The 17,439-nt window shown below is 72.6% G+C and carries 14 protein-coding genes and 1 riboswitch; of the genes, 9 read left to right on the top strand and 5 right to left on the bottom strand.

All coding sequences use genetic code 11. The features are described from left to right. Positions 1-237: 237 nt before the first annotated feature. Together thrC and AB0C03_RS10050 are read right to left on the bottom strand one after the other, a co-directional pair. Positions 238-1,524: a threonine synthase gene (thrC, locus tag AB0C03_RS10045; RefSeq protein WP_030327808.1), complete on the bottom strand. Its 1,287-nt coding sequence runs from the start codon at positions 1,522-1,524 to the stop codon at positions 238-240. A gap of 10 nt (positions 1,525-1,534) precedes the next feature. Next, positions 1,535-1,670, bottom strand: a riboswitch (SAM riboswitch). A gap of 67 nt (positions 1,671-1,737) precedes the next feature. Continuing rightward, entirely contained in the window at positions 1,738-2,700 is a 963-nt protein-coding gene (locus AB0C03_RS10050) for a DMT family transporter (protein ID WP_357635887.1), read from the bottom strand. A gap of 91 nt (positions 2,701-2,791) precedes the next feature. On the opposite strand from AB0C03_RS10050, the gene AB0C03_RS10055 reads away from it, so the two are divergent. Beyond that, the gene (locus AB0C03_RS10055) at positions 2,792-3,097 is read left to right on the top strand and encodes an ArsR/SmtB family transcription factor (protein WP_210862139.1); all 306 of its coding nucleotides are present in this window, start codon (positions 2,792-2,794) and stop codon (positions 3,095-3,097) included. Between the two features lie 274 nt (positions 3,098-3,371). Here AB0C03_RS10055 and AB0C03_RS10060 read toward each other — a convergent pair whose 3' ends face one another. Beyond that, the gene (locus AB0C03_RS10060; RefSeq protein WP_210861511.1) at positions 3,372-3,827 is read right to left on the bottom strand and encodes a DoxX family protein; all 456 of its coding nucleotides are present in this window, start codon (positions 3,825-3,827) and stop codon (positions 3,372-3,374) included. A gap of 485 nt (positions 3,828-4,312) precedes the next feature. Between AB0C03_RS10060 and AB0C03_RS10065 the strand changes: the two genes are divergently transcribed. Continuing rightward, a complete protein-coding gene (locus AB0C03_RS10065) occupies positions 4,313-4,999 on the top strand; it encodes a DUF4232 domain-containing protein (RefSeq protein WP_245233486.1) in 687 nt (228 codons plus the stop codon). 9 nt (positions 5,000-5,008) lie between these two features. On the opposite strand, the gene AB0C03_RS10070 is transcribed toward AB0C03_RS10065, so the two are convergent. Both AB0C03_RS10070 and AB0C03_RS10075 read right to left on the bottom strand, forming a co-directional pair. After that, on the bottom strand, positions 5,009-5,875 hold the full coding sequence (locus tag AB0C03_RS10070) for an ABC transporter permease (RefSeq protein WP_051708110.1): 867 nt from the start codon (positions 5,873-5,875) through the stop codon (positions 5,009-5,011). Then, on the bottom strand, positions 5,875-8,739 hold the full coding sequence (locus AB0C03_RS10075) for an alpha/beta fold hydrolase (protein ID WP_357635893.1): 2,865 nt from the start codon (positions 8,737-8,739) through the stop codon (positions 5,875-5,877). Before AB0C03_RS10075 ends, AB0C03_RS10070 begins: the two co-directional genes overlap by 1 nt. 373 nt (positions 8,740-9,112) lie before the next feature. Between AB0C03_RS10075 and AB0C03_RS10080 the strand changes: the two genes are divergently transcribed. Genes AB0C03_RS10080 through AB0C03_RS10110 form a run of 7 tightly spaced genes read left to right on the top strand, consistent with a single transcriptional unit; the run spans position 9,113 to position 17,361 of the window. Next, complete coding sequence (locus tag AB0C03_RS10080) at positions 9,113-10,288, top strand: hypothetical protein (RefSeq protein ID WP_030327815.1); 1,176 nt, start codon at positions 9,113-9,115, stop codon at positions 10,286-10,288. Further along, positions 10,278-12,884, top strand: a complete 2,607-nt coding sequence (locus AB0C03_RS10085) for a sensor histidine kinase (RefSeq protein ID WP_357635896.1) — start codon at positions 10,278-10,280, stop codon at positions 12,882-12,884. The genes AB0C03_RS10080 and AB0C03_RS10085 overlap by 11 nt, the downstream gene beginning before the upstream one ends. Then, a complete protein-coding gene (locus AB0C03_RS10090) occupies positions 12,881-13,354 on the top strand; it encodes a roadblock/LC7 domain-containing protein (protein WP_030327817.1) in 474 nt (157 codons plus the stop codon). Before AB0C03_RS10085 ends, AB0C03_RS10090 begins: the two co-directional genes overlap by 4 nt. Beyond that, complete coding sequence (locus AB0C03_RS10095) at positions 13,351-13,833, top strand: DUF742 domain-containing protein (RefSeq protein WP_030327818.1); 483 nt, start codon at positions 13,351-13,353, stop codon at positions 13,831-13,833. The genes AB0C03_RS10090 and AB0C03_RS10095 overlap by 4 nt, the downstream gene beginning before the upstream one ends. Further along, the gene (locus tag AB0C03_RS10100) at positions 13,811-14,569 is read left to right on the top strand and encodes a GTP-binding protein (protein ID WP_209444459.1); all 759 of its coding nucleotides are present in this window, start codon (positions 13,811-13,813) and stop codon (positions 14,567-14,569) included. The genes AB0C03_RS10095 and AB0C03_RS10100 overlap by 23 nt, the downstream gene beginning before the upstream one ends. Before the next feature lie 38 nt (positions 14,570-14,607). Further along, the gene (locus tag AB0C03_RS10105) at positions 14,608-15,111 is read left to right on the top strand and encodes a hypothetical protein (protein ID WP_357635901.1); all 504 of its coding nucleotides are present in this window, start codon (positions 14,608-14,610) and stop codon (positions 15,109-15,111) included. A gap of 36 nt (positions 15,112-15,147) precedes the next feature. Further along, positions 15,148-17,361 carry an AAA family ATPase gene (locus AB0C03_RS10110; RefSeq protein WP_030327821.1) on the top strand — a complete coding sequence of 738 codons (2,214 nt, stop codon included), beginning with the start codon at positions 15,148-15,150 and terminating at the stop codon, positions 17,359-17,361. Positions 17,362-17,439 lie beyond the last annotated feature (78 nt).

The raw sequence follows: 17,439 nt of genomic DNA on the forward strand, positions 1-17,439 counted from the left end.
CCAGGCAAAAGCGATCGGGCCAGCGAATTAATCGCTGGCCCGATCGAACGTGGTCGGGAGGGACACTCGCACAACGCCTCCGGCGTTGGGTCGCAAGAACTTCAAAAGTCTTCGGCGAAATGCCCTCCCGCACGGAGCATCTTGCGCCGTCCGGTTCCTGCCGTCAAGTCCGTAGCGGCGGATTTTCCACACTCACAGCGAAAACCCAGTTACTGGCTGATCCACCTGGCCCGTGGGTCAGCCGAGGAGGCCGGCGTCGCGGGCGGCACGCAGCGAGGGCTTGATGTGGTGGGTCGGGCCAACCTGGCCGGCCACCGCGTCGATGGTCTTCAGACCCTCGCCGGTGTTGAACACGACGGTCTCCGCCGACGGGTCGAGCCGACCGGACTCGACCAGCTTGCGCAGCACGGCCACTGTCACCCCACCCGCGGTCTCGGCGAAGACCCCGGTCGTGCGGGCCAGGTCGCGGATGCCCGCCCGGATCTCGTCGTCGTCGACGTACTCCATCCAGCCGCCGGTGCGGCGGACCGCTTCCAGGGCGTAGAGGCCGGCTGCCGGGTCGCCGATGTTGAGCGACTTGGCGATGCCGGTCGGCTTGACCGGGATGATCGTGTCGGTCCCGCCGTGCAGGGCGGTGGCGATCGGGTTGCAGCCTGCGGACTGCGCACCGAAGACCTTCCAGCCGCCGGCCGGCGCCTCGACCAGGCCGATCTCGACCAGCTCGGAGAACGCCTTGTCAATCTTGGTGAGCAGCTCGCCGCTGGCCATCGGAATGACCACCTGCGCCGGGATCCGCCAGCCCAGCTGCTCGGCCACCTCGTAGCCGAGGGTCTTGGAACCCTCTGCGTAGTACGGCCGGACGTTCACGTTGACGAACGCCGTGTCCTCGAATTCGTCGGTCTCCACCAGCTCGCCGCAGAGCCGGTTGACATCGTCGTACGAACCGTCGATGGCGACCAGTTCGCCACCGTAGACGGCGGTGGTGATGACCTTGCCCTGCTCCAGGTCGCTGGGGATGAAGACCACCGAGGGCACGCCGGCGCGGGCGGCGTGGGCGGCCACCGAGTTGGCCAGGTTGCCGGTCGACGCGCAGGCGAACCGGGTGAAGCCGAGCGCCTTGGCGGCGGTGAGCGCCACCGAGACGACCCGGTCCTTGAACGAGTGGGTGGGGTTGGCGCTGTCGTCCTTGACCCACAGCGGCGCGGTGATGCCCAACTCGGCGGCGAGGTGCGGGGCCGCCACCAACGGGGTCAGCCCCGGGTCGAGGGTGACCCGGCTGGCCGGGTCCTGACCGGCGGGCAGCAGTGCAGCGTACCGCCAGATGTTGTCCGGGCCGGCTTCGATCTGTTCACGGGTGACGGTGGCCAGCGCGGAGGTGTCGTAGTCGACCTCCAGCGGGCCGAAACACTCGTAACAGGCGTGCTGGGCGGCGAGCGGGTAGCGGGCCGAACAGGCGCGGCAGACCAGGGCGCGGGCCGGGCTGGCAGAGGTGTCGATGCCGGAGCTGACGAGCGTCGACGTCATGTCGAGAGTCCTCTCATCTTTCCCCGCATCGCACCGTGCGGCGGGGACGGAATTGGCACCTGCCCCGCGGGTCGCTCAGCGGTGAGCGCGCGGGGTGGTTGCCGGGGCGTCGTCGGGCCGTATCCCTCAGCCCCTCTGGATGAGGTATTCAGTTGTGCCGCCGAGTCTAGGCAAAGCTGGCCGTGGCCTCCAGGGCGAATCCCAGGGAGTGGGTCAGCGGGCGTTCACGGCCACCGGGTCGGTCACCGCGATCGGGTCCGTCACCGCACCCGACTGGGGCAGCGGCGTGGTCCGGGGGCGGGCGGCGAGATTCGCGGCGATCAGGGCGGCGATCGTGATGGCGGCCCCGACCAGTTCGACGGGTTCCGGGCGGTAGCCACGGGCGATCTGCACCGCGAAGGTGGTCACCGGAACCAGGTTCATGAACAGCGCGGCGTTGGCGGCACCGAGTCGCTGCACGCCGGTGTTCCAGGCCAGGACCGCGATGACGGCACCCACCACGACGGCGTACGCCAGCTGCGGGGTGACCGCCACGAGGTCGGCGGCGCCTGGCGCGTGCTGCCAGCCGACGGCGTCGGCGCCGATGCTCAGGACGAGCATGGCGGCCGTGCCGGCGAGCGCGGTCAGTGTGGTGAAGCGCAGCGGCGTCCACTCGCCGAACCGGCTGGCGCCGTGGGTGTAGATGGCCCAGCCCAGCACCGCGCCGATCATCATCAGCCCGCCGAGGCCGAACTGGCCGAGCCCGGCCAGGCTGCCGCGCGTGATCACCAGGCCGACTCCGACGAGCGCCACCAGGGAGAGGGCCAGCAGGAGCGGCTTCGGGCGTACGCCGTCGCGAGCCCAGCGGACGAGCTGGGTGATCACCGGGGTGGTGGCCACGAAGAGGGAGACCTGCTGCGGGGCGGCGTGTTCGAGCGCCAGGTTCGTGAGCAGGTTGAACCCCGCGAAGCCGACCACGCCGAGCACCACCACCTCCAGCGCCCTTCCACCGTGCCGCAGCGCGCCGGCCCCCTCGCGGAGCAGCAGGATGGCGACCAGGACGACGGCGGCCAGCAGGTAGCGCGCGGTGGTCAAATTGAGCGGGTCGACCCGGTCGAGCGCGCTGGCCAGGATCGGGAACATCACGCCCCAGCCGAGCACGGCGACCAGTGGGTAAGCGGTGGCGCGGGATCGCATCGGCAACTCCAATGTTCGAGTATCGTCGAACCAACGACACCGACAGTAGGAGCTTGTTCGACAATTGTCGAACAACGGTTACACTGGTCACATGGAGCCGCACGAACCCGACCTGACCGCCGTACCGGTCACCAGCGTGCTGGCCGCGCTCGCCGACGACGTGCGGCTACAGATCGTCCGGGCGCTCGCCGAGGGCGGCGAGTCCCCCTGCGGCAGCTTCGACTTCGGCGTCTCCAAGGCGACCCGCAGCCACCACCTCAAGGTGCTGCGCGAGGCGGGCCTGACCCGAACCCGCGCCGCCGGCACGAGCCGGCTGGTCCGGCTGCGCCGCGACGAGCTGGACAAGCTCTACCCCGGCCTGCTGGACGCGGTCCTCGCCCACCACCGACCGGCCTGACGCTCCCGCCTCGGCCCCTCCCGCACGTGTCGCTGACGGTCACGGCTGCGGAGCGGGTGACACCTACCATTCGCGCACGCTTTGGAGCTGAATCGTTTACGACATCAGCGCCCAGCTGGGAGCCGGCGCGCGGGGCACAGAGCCGGGCCGGCGCGCGGGGCACAGAGCCGGGCCGGCGCGCGGGGCACAGAGCCGGGGCTGCGGACGACCGCCCTTGACCGGCGCGTCGCCGGGGCCGCCTCGTCGAGGCCCCGGCGACGCGGAACGGGTGCGGTCAGACGACGATCGAGCTGCTCTCAGCCATCGGCGTCGCCGGCGCGGACTCAACCTCGCGGCGACGCGCGAGCAGCGTGTCGAGCGCCCAGGAACCCGGACCGAGGGCCGCGATCAGCAGGAACGACCAGCAGAAGAGTGCCGACAGCTCACCACCGTTGTGCAGCGGCAGCAGATGATCCGGCTGGTGCACGACGAAGTAGGCGTACGCCATCGAGCCGGATGCGAGCAGAGCGGCGGGTCGGGTGAAGAGGCCGGCCAGCACCAGCGCGCCGCAGACCAGCTGGATCAACGCGGCCCACCAGCCCGGCCAGGTGCCGGGGGCTATCGCCGCACCGGTCACGGGGTTGCCGCCGAACAACCCGAACACCGAGGTCACACCATGCAACGCGAACAGCAGGCCGATCACGATGCGGAACAGGGACAGGGTCGGCCCGCCGAGCCGAGAAACGTTCATCGGTACCTCCATCGAAGGGATTGGATTCCCTCAATGTGAGGCATGAAAGTATCGAAGGTTATAGATTCCTTGTTAGTGGGAAAGTCCCCGGTTGGAATGTACCGGCGTGCAGGGCCCTCGTCGAGCGCTCGCCGCCTCACGGAGCCGGCCACCCGATCCCCTGAGCTGCGAAAACAATCGATGTCGCGTCGCTCCGACCGCCATGGGCACGCTCCCACAGTGTGGGTACGGCCGGTTACCCCACCTCAGACACCGGCGGACCGGCTGCTCGCGGCGCTGGCCGAGCTGGGCGGACGCCCGAGCGATGCCCTGAACGATTCAGCTCGAAAGGCATACCGGGACGGCACATCAGCCGGCCAGGGACAGCGTCACCGCCCCGGATCCGGGGCAGCTCCAGAGGCCCGGACCAGCAGACGGCAGGTGCACACCAGCGCTGCTGCGGGGCCAGGCAGCGGTGAGGCACCTCGATGGGTGAGGATCGACACATGATCTTCAGCTGCACGGCAGCACGGCGATGGTTCAGCGCAGTGGTCGCGGTGCCTCTCGCACTCGCCGCCTGCACCCCCGGTGACCATCGCGGCCAGGGTGGGGACCCGACGGGCCCGCCACCGACCCCGTCGAGCCCCACCCAGTCGCCCAGCGTCGCTCCGGTGGCCGAGTGTCCGGCCTCCGGCGTCCGGATCCGGGCGACCGGCGGGGACGCCGCCTCGGGCCTGCGCGCCCTCGGCATCGAGCTGGTCAACTGCGGCGAGCATCCCTACCAGCTCAACGGCTACCCGGTGCTGCACGTGTTCGACGAGGAACGCGAGCCGATCATGCTTCGGGTGGTCAACGGCGCCAAGGAGATCACCATGGGCTTCGACCAACCGCCCCGGAAGATCACCCTCGCTGCCGGTGAGCGGGCCACCGCCGTGGTGCTCTGGCGCAACCTGGTCACCGACTCGACAGTGGTGGCCACCAACGGCGCGTTTCTGACAGTGGCGCCTGCCGCCGGGCAGCCGGCCGAGGAGGTCGACCCGGACGGGCCGATCGACCTCGGCAACACCGGCCGGATCGGCGTCAGCGCCTGGAAGAAGGCCGACCCGTCCGCGCCGGTACCGACCCGGCCGGCCCCACCGCCGGCGCCGAGCGTGGTGCCGTCGTCGGTGAGCCCACCCGACAGCCGACTGTGAGCCGCCCCGCTACGACGTGATGTCCTTTCGGGTGAACCGCCAGAACGCCAACCCCCAGAACAACGTCGCGTAGCTGATCGCCGAGATGCAGCCGCGCACCACGTCGTCGGTCTGCACCGGAGTCGACAGCAGCCCCAGCCAGGCGGTGCTGAAGTGGGTGGGCAGGAAGTCGCGCAACGCACCAAGGGCGGTGATCTGGTCCAGGATGCTCGACAGGATCCAGAGCAGCACCGCACCACCCACCGCGCCCAGCGCGGCGTCCGTGGTCACCGACAGCAGGAACGCCAGGCCGGCCACCACCAGCAGGACGATCGCCAGGTAACCCAGCACGGCCAGCAACCGGAGCAACCCCTCGGTGGGTTCCAGCTCGGCGGCGACGGTGCTGCGCAGCGGCGACCACCCGTAGCGCAGGGTGCCGGCCAGCAACGCGGTGCCGGCCAACAGCAGCAGGGCAAGTCCCGAGTACGCGAGCGCGACCACCAGCTTCACCGTCAGCAACCGCGCCCGGGGCACCGGGATCGCCAACAGATACCGCAGGCTGCCCCAGCTCGCCTCGCTGGCCACCGTGTCGCCGCAGAACAGCGCGACGACCACCACCAGCAGGAACGACGCCGACACAAAGATCGAGAACAGGGTGAAGTTGAGCCCACCCGTGGTGGCCAGGTCGACCAGGCTGGAGAACTCGTTGCGCCCGTTGTCGTCGTCGCCACCCGAGTTGAACTGGAACGCGATCAGGATGATCAGCGGCAGCAGCACCATGAACCCGAGCGCCAGCTGGGTCCGCCGTCGGGACGCCTGCCGGCGGAACTCCGCCTTGAACGGCATGGTGGCCGACGGCCGGTAGCCGCGTGCCTCACCCGCGTCGACAACTGCCATCACCGGTCACCGCTTCCCCGAGAGTTGTCGCCCACCAGGGCGAGGAACGCGTCCTCCAGGCGCCGCCGGGGCACCACCCGGTCCACCCCGATGCCGGCGCGTACCAGCTCGGCCACCACCTCGCTGCGGGCCGTGCCGTTGGTGTCGACCACCAACTGGCCGTCGCTCTCCGGCAACACCCGCACGCCGTGCAGCCGGTCCAGCACCGCCCGCGCCGCCACCGGGTCGGTGACGTCGAAGAGCACGCTCGGCGACTCGCCCACGATCTCCTCCACCGGTCCGGACGCCACGATCCGGCCCTTGTTCACCACCACCGCGTGGGTGCACGTCTGCTCCACCTCGGCCAGCAGGTGGCTGGAGACCAGCACCGCCCGGCCGTCCGTGGCGTACCGCTGCAGCACCCGGCGCATCTCGGCGATCTGCGGCGGGTCGAGCCCGTCGGTCGGCTCGTCCAGCACCAGCAGCTCGGGGAGGCCGAGCATGGCCTGGGCGATGGCCAGACGCTGACGCATCCCGTGGCTGTAGTTCTTGATCTTCCGGTGCACGGAGTCACCCAGCCCGGCGATCTCCAGCGCCGCGTCGAACTGGGCGTCCTCCCACGGCCGCCCGGTGGCCCGCCAGTACGCCTTCAGGTTGTCCAGGCCCGACAGGTGCGGCAGGAAGCCCGGCCCCTCCACCAGCGCCCCGATCCGGGACAGCACCGGTGAGCCGGGCACCAACCGCCGGCCGAAGACGTAGATCTCCCCGGCGGTCGGCTGGGTCAGCCCCATCAGCACCCGCAGGGTGGTGGTCTTGCCGGCACCGTTCGGCCCGAGCAGACCCACCACCTGACCCGGGTGCACCTCGAAGTCCACGTTCGACACCGCGACGAAGCCGTCCGCGTACTCCTTGCGCAGTGCGCGCACGGCCAGCGGGGTGTCCGCGTACTCCGGATGCACGGAGCGGTCCTGGCGGCGGTGCCGGCGGCGGACCACCGCGACGACCACGACGAGCCCGATCACGATGGCGGCGAGCAGGCCGGCGAGCACCCAACGCCAGACCGTGGCCGCGGTGGGGATCGGCTCGCCGGCGACAGTGGGCAGGCTGACGGGGCCGTCCGCGGCCACCGTGTAGACGGTGGGTTCGGCGGGGGTGGTGTACGCCTGGTCGGAGCTGGCCACCACCAGCCGCAGCCGGTGCCCGGCCTCCACCCGGCGGACGATCGCGGGCAGCGTGACGGTGACCGGGCGGGCGTCCTGCGCCCGCTGCGGCAGGCCGGTCAGCCGGATCGGGGCGACCAGGCCGTTCGGCAGGGTGGCAGCGCCGTCCTTGTCCACGTCGTAGAGCTTCACGAAGAGCACCGCCTCGCCGGTGGGCGACGCCGCCCGCACCGTGACGGTGGGCGCACCGGCCACGTCGACCGCCTCGGTCAGCGGGGCCGACTCGAACCGGGCGTGCTGGCCGGGCACGTCGCTGGCCACCCCGTCCAGCAGCGAGGTGAGCCCGCCCGCGAACGGGATCGAGGAGATGGCGGCCGGGTTGCCGTTCGGCGGGTTCGCGATCGGCTGCGCCGGGCCGGTGACAGTCACCTCCCGGCGGTCGGTGCCGGCCAGGCCCGGGTAGTCGGCGCGGCGGAAACCGGTGGCGACGAGGCCCCGGTCGAGCGCGTCGAAGCCGGCGATCCGCGACCAGGTGAAGTCGTCGCCGGGCGCGTCCCCCTCGCCCTTGACGTAGTGGTCGAGCCACTGGACGGTCAGGAACTTCACCCGGTCCGAGTCCGAGCGGGGGCCGGCTCCGCCATCGTGGCCGCCGGTGAACCAGGCGACCCGCACCGGGGTGCCGGCGGCGGCGATGCCCTTCGCGTTCGCGTCGGCCTCGCCGAGCGGGAAGAGCGTGTCCGCCTCGCCCTGCACCAGCAGGGTGGGGGCCTTGATCCGGTCCAGCACGCCGGCCGGGCTGGAGCGGCGCAGCAGGTCCACGGCGGCCTGGTCGGCCTGACCGGTGGTGGCGATCCGCAGGTACGCGGCGCACACGTCGGCGGCGAACCGACCGCACGACGGGTCGGCGGCACCGGCCGGGCCACCACCGGGGGCGGTACCCGGGCCGGCACCCGGCCCGGGGCTGGGCGGGCCGGCCGACTCCGGTGCGCCCTGCGGCGCGGCGGCGGTCCCGCCGGAGAGCCCCGCCGGGCCGGAGCCCACGTTGCCGCCCCCGCCGAAGAAGAGACCGGCCCAACCCTTCTTGAACACGCCCTCGGTCGGCGCCCCGCCGGTGCTCTCCGGCAGGAACGCCCGGGACAGGTCGTTCCAGGTGATCATGGGGACGATCGCGTCGACCCGCCGGTCCTGGGCGGCCAGCAGCAACGCCAAACCGCCGCCGTACGAGCCGCCGACCACACCGACCTTCGGGTCGCCGGCGGCGTCGGTGCGCACCTCCGGCCGAGCGGCCAGCCAGTCCAGCAGTCGCTCGGCGTCGCGGACCTCGTAGTCGGGGCTGTCCAGGTGGATCTCGCCGCCGCTCCTACCGAACCCGCGCGCGGTCCAGGTGAGCACCGCGTAGCCGCGGCCGGCGAACTCCTCCGCGTCGGAGCGCACCGACTCCTTGGTGCCGCCGAACCCGTGCGCCAACAGCACCGCCGGCACCTTCCGGGCGGATGAGGCGTCGGCCGGCAGGTAGAGAGTGGTGTCCAGGTCCACCGGCTCGTCGCCGGACGGTCCGGAGCGGACGGCGAGCATCGCGCTCTCGGCGCGTACGCCCGACCCTTGTGGCCACACCGCCCAGGTCACGGCGGCGGCCAACAGTACGACGACCACCGCGGCGGCGGTCGCGCGGCGACGGGTGGGCAGGGCACGCCGGAACCACGCGGCCGGCGACGGCGATGTCATGCGGCACACGGTACGGCGCGGAGGCTGAGCGTTGGCTGAGATCCGCCGTACGTCTGTCCGGTTGCCCCGATCGGTGCCGGGTGGGGGTGCGAGCGCGCAACGTCCGACGCGGCACAGCGAGTTGAGTTCGGATTTCGTGAATTCCGATCTTCCGCGGATATCCACCTCGATCCCTCCATGTCACACACACAGCTGACACAGAGCGTGCTGGCAACGCGGACAAATGGTGACATGACTCGAACTGACGCGAACCTGACTCGTTCAGTCGGGTCTGACCAGTCGGGGGTTCGATTAGTTTTCCGGTCCGGTGGACGGGACTTGTCGGGCTAGCCCGACGCCGCCCCGATTCGCGCCCACGCCGGAGGAGACACACATGACAGTCCCCGCGCCGCGGGCCCGTCGACGGCCGTCCATGCTGGGCCGACTGTTGCCCCTGCTGCTCATCGGAGCACTGTTGGCACCGTTGGGCCTGCTCGCCACCTCGAACTGGGGGCGGATCACCGACGATCGGGACTTCGCCGCCCGGGAACGGCTCGGCGTGCAGTACCTCACCGCGCTGGCGGCGGTCACCGACGCCCTCGTGGAGGCCCAGTCCAACGCGGTCAACGGCCGCCCCGCGGCACGCGAGGCGTTGGACAACGCGGTCGAGGAGGCCGCCGCGGTGGACGCCCGGATCGGCGGGGAACTGCTCAGCCAGGAACGCTGGGCCGGCGTACGGGCCAAGCTGGAGGCGTTGCGCGGCCGCAGCGCCACCGACCCGGAGGCCGCCTACACCGCCTACGGCGAGGTCGCCGACCTGCTGCTGGCCCTGCACCGGAAGGTCCGGGACAGCTCCGGGCTGGTCCGCGACCCCGAGGCGGACTCGTTCTTCCTCCAGGACAGCGCCGGCGAGGAGCTGCCCGAGGCGGTGGTCGCCGCCGGTCGGCTCGCCGACCTCGGTGTGCTGGTCTCCCGCCGGCCGGCCGCCCAGCAGCCGCGCGGCCTGATGGAGCTCAGCGGCGTCCGGGTGTCCGCCCTGACACCCGCCACCGACGTCGTCGACAACCTGCGCTCGGCCGTGGACGGCTCGGAGAGCACCGACCTCGGCGCCAACGTGCTCACCCCGTTGGACACCTACCAGCGGTCGGTGGAGGCGCTTGCCGGGTACTCCCTGCCGGACAAGGACAGCGGCGTGGTCAGCCCGGGTCAGTTGAGTGCCGCCGCGCTCAACTCGCACCGCTCGGCCCGCCAACTTCAGCCGGTCATCCTCACCGAGCTGGACGCCCTGCTGGTCGAGCGCATCGACCGGCTCAACCGGGACCGCTGGCTGACCGCCGCTGCGGCGGTCGTCGCCGCGCTGTTGCTGGGCTGGCTCGCCGCGTTGCAGGTCGCCGCCGGCCGCCGGGCCCGGCGTCGGGCAGCCCTGGCCGCGACCCACGCCGAAGGCGCCGACACCCCGCCGCACCGCGACCCCTGGCAACCGCTTGCCGACGAGTCGCGGGCGCTGCAACCGGTCGGCGCGGCCCGTGATCCGGAGAGCACACAGTGGGGGGCGTTCGATGCTCAGTAGGCTCCGGATCCGCGGCAAGCTCGCACTGCTCGTGGTGATTCCGCTGCTCAGCATGGTCGGCCTGGCCGTGCCGGTGATGCTCGACCGGGTCGCCGCGGCACAGCGGGCCGGCGACACCGCCGAACGGGTCCGGCTCGCCAGCCGGGTCGGCAGCCTGGTCCAGGATCTCCAGCAGGAACGCATCCTCTCCGTCGGCCTCCTGCTCGGCCGGGTCGAACGCAGCGAGCTGATCCGTAAGTCCGCCGACGTGGACGACCGGGTGGCCGACCTCCGGGCGGCGCGGAGCGACGCGCTGACCGACGAGGTCGACAGCGCCCTCGACCGGGTGTCCAGCCTCATCGACCTGCGGACCGCCGTCCTGGCCAGGGCCGCCAACCCCGGTCAGGTGATGGACACGTTCGGCCCGGTCAACAAGGGCATCATCGAGTCACTGCGGCTGGTGTTCGGGGTGGACACCGACACGTTGCCGGGCCGGCAGGTGCTCGCCCTCGACGGGCTGCTGCGCGCCGACGAGGGGCTGGGTGCCTGCGCCACCCTGAGCCTGCTGGTCAAGGCGATCGGCACCCCGGACACCACCGCCGGGTACGTGGCGTGCATCGCCGCGCTCCAGGTCGACAACTCGCGTTTCCGCAGCCTGATCACGCCCGAGCAGCTCACGGTGTCCCAGCTCAACGACGCCGCGGTGGCCGCGCGTACCAGCCCCGACTTCCTGGTCAGAAGTGCCCGGGATCCGGCCGCCGCGGTTCGCGACGTGCCGATGGAGGCGCTCTTCCCGGCCGTCCGCACGATGATCCGGCTCGGTCAGTTCGTCGAGAAGAAGCTGGTCGCTGACGTGCTCGCCGAGGTGACCGCCGAGCAGCGGCGGGCGCTGACCGCCGCCTACCTGGTCGGTGCCCTGGCGGCGTTGATCCTCACGCTGGTGGTGCTGCTCAGCGTGGCGGTGGCGCGGACGGTGGCCCGACCGCTGACCCGACTCACCCGCTCGGCCGACCGGGTCGCCCGGGTCGCCGAGGAGGAGCTGGTCCGGGTCACCGACGACGAGACGGAGAAACATCAGTCGGTCCGGCTGGAGCCGGTGGACATCCGCGCCAACGACGAGATCGGCGACCTGGCGCGGGCCTTCGACCGGGTGCAGAACACCGCGGCGCAGCTGGTCGAGCGGCAGGTCGCCGGCCGACGCAACGTGGCGCAGATGTTCGGCCACGTGGGGAGGCGTACCCAGAACCTGGTGGGTCGGCAGATCGCGCTGATCGACCGGCTGGAGCAGCAGGAGGCCGACCCCGGCCGCCTGGAGCACCTGTACCGACTCGACCACATCTCCAGCCGGTTGCGGCGCAACGCCGGCAGCCTCGTGGTGCTCTCCGGCTCGGCCGGGGCCGACGCGCACACCGCGCCGGTGCCGCTGGCCGACGTGGTCCGGTTGGCGCTCGGCGAGATCGAGGACTACACCCGGGTGGATGTGCAGGTGCCGGCGGGCGTCTCGGCCGCGCCGGCAGTGGTCGGTGACCTCGTCCTGGCGCTGGCCGAGCTGATGGAGAACGCCACCGTCTTCTCCCCGCCGCACACCCGGGTGCTGGTCAGCGCCGAGACGTCCGGCCTCGGTGCGCGGCTCACAGTGGTGGACCACGGCATCGGCATGAGCGAGCAACGGCTGGCTGAGGAGAACGCCCGGTTCACCCGCCGGGAGCGGCTCGACCTGGCCCCGACCGAGGTGCTCGGCCTCTTCGTGGTGGGCCGGTTGGCCCGTCGGCACGGCTGGCAGGTCGCCCTGGCCGCCACGGGCGGCGGTGGGGTGACAGCACAGCTGGAGATCCCGTCGGCGTCGCTGGTGCTGCGCCGCGCCGACCGTGCCGGGGCCGCCGTGGCCCGCGCCGCGGTGCCGAATCGGGATCGGCGTACCACTGCGACCCGCGATCCCGAGAAGCCCCGCACGGCGGCCGTCGCCGTACCGGCCCGTTTCGACTCGGACCTGCTCAGTCGGGCCACCCGCAGCCTGGACGCCGGCCCGTCCTGGAACGCGTTCGGTCGGGGCCAGCCGGAGGAGACCGTTGCCGAACCCCAGAGCCCGGAGCAGGCGGACAAGCCGGCCACGCCACGGGTACGGCAGCGGGTGCCGGGGGCCACTCTGCACACCACCGCCGGGACGACCCGGCCGGTGGACGCCACCGGGGCGGACCCGGCCGCCGCCCGCGCGCTGGTCGAGGCCTTCCAAGCCGGTGTACGCCGTGCCGAACTGCACGGGGCACCCGCCCCCGACGGTGCGTCGGCGCGGACGACCAGCGACCCGTCGGCCCGGGCCGGGGCGGCCGTGGTGGACCCGGACACGACAGCGGACCTGCCCAGCACACCGGGAGGCGCCGGCCCCACGGTGCCCGGCGGTGACGGTTCGACAGATGCCGCCGCGGGGCGGCCCCGGTTGAGCCGACGGGTACCGGGGGCGAACCTCACGGCCGTCCCGGCCTGCCAACCGCCCAGTACCCACCTCGGCGACCCGGCCGAGGTCCGCGACCTCATCAGCGAGTTCGAGGCGGGCGTCGCCCGCGCTCTCCGCGAAGTCAGCCCCGACCACCGGAACGAAGAAGGATCATCACGGTGACCAGCCCCTTCCTGCACGAAAACGTCGACCAGACCCAACCCAGCGCCAGTGGGGACCTCAGCCCGGAGGCCCGGACGTTCAACTGGCTGCTGGACTCCTTCACCTCCAGCACCGCCGGGGTCCTGGAGGCGATCGCGGTCTCCTCGGACGGTCTGCTGATGGCCATGTCGGCGATCAAGGACCGGTCCAACGCGGAACGGCTGGCCGCCGTCGTGTCCGGGATGACCAGCCTCGCCGGTGGGGCCGCCAGTTGGTACGCGCTCGGCGGCTTGAACCGGGTGATCGTCGACATGGCCGACGGCTATCTGTTGATCAGCGCGATCAGCAGCGGTTCCGTGCTCGGGGTGGTCGCCGACCGGTCGGCGAACCTGGGCACCGTCGCGTACGAGATGACGCTCTTCGCCGGGCGGGCCGGTGGCGCCCTGACCCCGCGACTGATCGTCGAGTTGAAGAACGCCGTTCAGCAGTGACCCCCGACGTCGCCGGCGAGGATCCGGATCCGGAACCCAGGGTTCGGATCCGCCCGTACCTGCGCACGCCACCATCGCTCGGCGACGGCGCGGCGGCGACACCGGGGCGGCCGGAGCCGGCCGGGGACCAGCCGGCCGGTCCCCGGCCGTTCGTGCTCACCGCCGGGCGGGTGGCGGGTGCCGACCCGGCGATCGGGCTGGAGACCCAGGTGACCATTCGCATGGACAGCCCCGGGTGGGGCGGCCCGACCGGGGCCCTGCTGGCACCGGAACTTCAGACGATCATCGCGTTGTGCGTCGAGCCGATCTCGGTGGCCGAGATCTCGGCCCGCGCCCGACTGCACTTCGGCGTGGTCCGGGTCCTGGTCGGCGACCTGCGCGCCGCCGGGCACCTGGACGTGCACGTCACCGACACCGACGACGCTGTCGACCCCGATCTCATCCTGCGAGTGATTGATGGACTCCGTGCGATCTCCTGAATGGCCGGCCGCCCCGCTCGGCGGGGTCGCCGCGAACAGCGCCACCGCGCGTTACGGCATGTCTTCGGGCACCGGGCCGATAGTCGGTCGGGCCGGGCCACCGCCGACCGCACCGCCGCCGTACCGGCCCTCCTCGGAGCAGGGGTCGGTGCCGCCTCCGGTCGGTAGGCCGGCCGCACCGCCGATCCCGGTCAAGATCCTGATCGCCGGCGGGTTCGGGGTGGGTAAGACCACCACCGTGGGGGCCATCTCGGAGATCGCGCCGCTGACCACCGAGGCCGAGATGACGAGCGCCGGGATCGGCGTGGACGACCCGGGTGTCCGGTCCACCAAGACCACCACCACGGTGGCGATGGACTTCGGCTGCGTGACGATCGACCGCAGCCTGAAGCTCTACCTGTTCGGCACGCCGGGGCAGACCCGGTTCGGTTTCATGTGGGACGACCTGGCGCGGGGAGCACTCGGCGCGCTGGTGGTGGTGGACAGCGCACGGCTGGACGACTGTTACCCCGCCATCGACTTCTTCGAGCGGGCCGGGCTGCCGTTCGTCGTCGGGGTCAACGCCTTCGACGGGCGGCTGGCCCTGGAGCTGGGTGAGATCCGTTGGGCGTTGGCCATCGGCGATCATGTACCTCTGGTGCAGTTCGATGCCCGCGACCGACTCTCGGTGCGGGACGCCCTCCTGGTCGTCCTGGACCGCGCGCTGGACCGTGCTACCCGGGAGAGGAAGGCCTGAGCTGGTCAGCTCCGGCCGTGGCGGGAAGAGGTGATCTGGTGAGGGGCGACCTGGACGAGACGCTGGCCCGGCTGGCCCGACGTGAGGAGGCGTCGCGCCGTCGGGCCGCCGACCGTGACGACACCACCGCACCGTCGAGCCCGCCCGGCAGCGGCACCCGCAACACCTCGGGCCGGCACGACCCGCGGCACGCGGGGGTGGAGGCCCCGAGAGACGTGGCCGGATGGGGACCGGTCGAGGAGGTGGCCGAGGCGGTCCGTCAGGTCGTCGGGGCCCACCCCGGGCTGGCGGTCACAGTGCAGGTGGAGCACGGCGGGCGGGCGTACCCGATGCGGGTCTCCTGGAACGGGCCCGCGGTCACGGTCGGACCGGTCCCCGCACCGACCCCGGTGGAACCCCCGCCGGCCTGGCCGCTCTCCGGGCGGACGGTGCCCGCCTGGGCGCCCGGCCCGGACGGGTTGAGCCCGGACCCTGCGGCCCGGTTGGCCGAGCTGATCCGGCGCGATCCGACGCTGCTGGACGAGCTGGATCCGCGGCGCTGACCGACGGGGTTGGCCGCGGGCGGCTACGGTCGGGCGGTGGCGCAACCCGACCTGACCCTGACGGCGAGCCTGCGACCGGCGGCGCTGGACGCCCGACGGGGCATCGTGCGGCTGCACCCGGAGGCGCTGACCGCGCTGGGGTTGCGCCCCGGCGACCCGGTCCGCCTCGCCGGCCGCCGGGAGACGGCCGGCATCGCGGCGGCTGCCGGGCCGGGCGCGAGCAGCGCTCTGCTGTACGCCGACGACCTGACGTTGGGCAACCTGGGTCTGCGCGACGGCGGTCAGGTGCGGGTGAGCCCGGTGCCGTTGGTCCCGGCGAGCCGGGTCGTCCTGGCCGGGCCGGCGGGGGTGGTCGCGGCGGTCAGCCCGGAGATGCTCCGGCTCGCGCTGCTGGGCAAGGTGCTCACCGTCGGGGACGACGTGTCGCTGCTGCCGCAGGACGTGCTGCCGGACGCCTCGGTCCGCAGCCTGGTCGAGGCGGCGCGGCACAGCCTCGCCAACACCGTGGGCTTCGCCTGGACCAGCACCCTGCTCACCGTGGTCGCTGTCGAGCCGGCGGCCGGCGCGCTGGTCACCATGGGCACGTCGGTCGGTTGGCAGCACGGCGCGAGCACCCACGGCGGGCCTGCTCCGGGCGGCGCGGCGCCGGCCCGGCCGGGTGCGAGCGCCGACGCCGTTGCGCCGGACGACGCACCGGACGTGGACGAGTTGCCCGGGCTGCGGGCCCAGGCCGAGGAGCTGACCGAGCTGCTGGACCTCGGCTTCCACCACCGGGAGGTGTTGGGCCGCCTCGGCACCACCGTCTCGCTGGGGGTGCTGCTGGTCGGTCCGGCGGGTTCCGGGAAGGCGGCGCTGGTCCGCGCCGTGGCCGCCCGGGTCGGTGCCCGCGTGCACCCGCTCTGGGCCCCGGAGGTGGCGGCGCTGGCCAGTCAGGCCGCCGCCGAGCGGTTGCGGGACGCGGCGACGGCGGCCCGAGCCGGCGGCCCGGCGGTGCTGCTGGTCACCGACGTCGAGGCGCTCGCACCCGCTGACGATCCCGGCCCGGTGGCGACGGTGTTCCGTCAGGTGCTCGCCGAGAGTGTCCGCGCGGGCGTCGCAGTGGTCTGCACCAGCAGCCGACCGGAGGCGGTCGACCCGGTACTGCGCGCGCCCGACCTGCTGTCGCTGCGGATCAGCGTCCCGCTTCCGGATCAGGCGCTGCGCCGCGAACAGCTCACCGTGCTGACCCGGCAGGTGCCGTTGGCCGACGACGTCCGGCTGGACGACGTGGCCGCGCGTACCCCCGGGTTCGTCGCGGCGGACCTGGCCGCACTGGTCCGGGAGGCCGGGGTACGCGCGGCGCTGCGGCAGAAGTCCGCCGAGACGCCGACGGTGTCGATGGCGGACTTCACCGCCGCCCGGGAGGTGGTGCGGCCGACCACGATGGCGTCCTCCACCCTGGATCTGGCGTCGGTGACCCTGGACGACGTGGGTGGGCTGGAGGAGGTCAAGCAGACCCTGACCGAATCGGTGCTCTGGCCGCTCACCTACCCGGACACCTTCGCCCGGCTCGGCGTGCAGCCGCCGCGCGGTGTGCTGCTCTACGGGCCGCCGGGCTGCGGCAAGACCTACCTGGTCACCGCGCTGGCCGGGTCGGGGCGGGCCAACGTGCTGTCGGTCAAGGGCGCCGAACTGCTCTCCAAGTGGGTCGGCGAGAGCGAACGCGCGGTCCGGGAGCTGTTCCGTCGAGCCCGGGAGGCAGCTCCCACCCTGATCTTCCTGGACGAGGTGGACGCGCTGGCCCCGGTACGCGGTCAGGCCACCGACGGTGGCACCACCGACCGGGTGGTCGCCGCCCTGCTCACCGAGTTGGACGGGATCGAGACGCTGCGCAACGTGGTGGTGGTCGGCGCGACGAACCGGCCGGACCTGGTCGACCCGGCGCTGCTGCGGCCGGGCCGGTTGGAACGGTTGGTGTACGTGCCACCGCCGGACGGGCCGGCTCGGGCGGAGATCCTGCGGGCCGCGTCCCGGCAGGTGCCGCTGGCACCGGACGTCGACCTGGCCGCCCTCGGCGACGAGCTGACCGGTTTCTCGGCAGCGGACTGCGCGGCGCTGGTCCGCGAGGCGGCGTTGGCCGCGATGCGCGAGTCGCTCGCCGCTGCCACCGTCACGGCCGAGCACGTGTCGGCGGCCCGGTCCCGGGTACGCCCGTCGCTGGACCCGGCCCAGGTGGCCTGGCTGGCCGCGTACGCCGCCAACCGGGAGTGATCAGACCAGCACAACCTTTTGTCGCGCCCCGAACGTTCCTAGTACGTCACATTCCTCAGTGGAGTCATCCACTGCGAC

Source organism: Micromonospora parva (genome assembly GCF_040649675.1).
Taxonomy (GTDB): domain Bacteria; phylum Actinomycetota; class Actinomycetes; order Mycobacteriales; family Micromonosporaceae; genus Micromonospora; species Micromonospora parva.